The organism is Falsihalocynthiibacter sp. S25ZX9, assembly GCF_041205405.1.
Taxonomy (GTDB): domain Bacteria; phylum Pseudomonadota; class Alphaproteobacteria; order Rhodobacterales; family Rhodobacteraceae; genus Falsihalocynthiibacter; species Falsihalocynthiibacter arcticus.
This window is the reverse complement of sequence record NZ_JBGFCD010000163.1, coordinates 1-322: the sequence shown is the minus strand read 5'-3', so window position 1 is coordinate 322 and position 322 is coordinate 1. Positions and strand designations below refer to the sequence as shown.

Genomic DNA, 322 nt, shown 5'->3' with positions numbered 1-322 from the left:
GCCTTTGCCCTCAAGGAGCTTCACGAAAAACTCGTTGTAGTCGCCATGTTCGTCTTTGGTTTCGTCTGGTGCGTGGCCGGTTTGAAGGATGCCGATTTTCATGGATTAAATCCTTCCAACGTGTGCGGTTTTTGCCCCCATCTGTTCGGCAAGCACACAAAGCCAATCATGCGCCACGTGCGCTGCTGCAATGGCGGTAATCTCCGCGTGATCGAACTGAGGCGAAACCTCGACGATGTCCATCCCAATGAGGTTTAAGGGCTTGAGGCCGCGCACGAATTCCAAAGCCTGCCACGACGCCAAGCCCCACGGACCAGGCGTC

1 protein-coding gene and 1 pseudogene are annotated in these 322 nt (G+C 55.6%); both read right to left on the bottom strand.

Annotated features, from left to right (window positions below; all coding sequences use genetic code 11):
- Positions 1–102, bottom strand: a pseudogene (locus AB9F29_RS21730) (type 1 glutamine amidotransferase); the annotation flags it as partial.
- Between the two features lie 3 nt (positions 103–105).
- A partial coding sequence (locus tag AB9F29_RS21725; RefSeq protein WP_369757226.1) for an arginase family protein occupies positions 106–322 on the bottom strand: 217 nt, incomplete at its 5' end.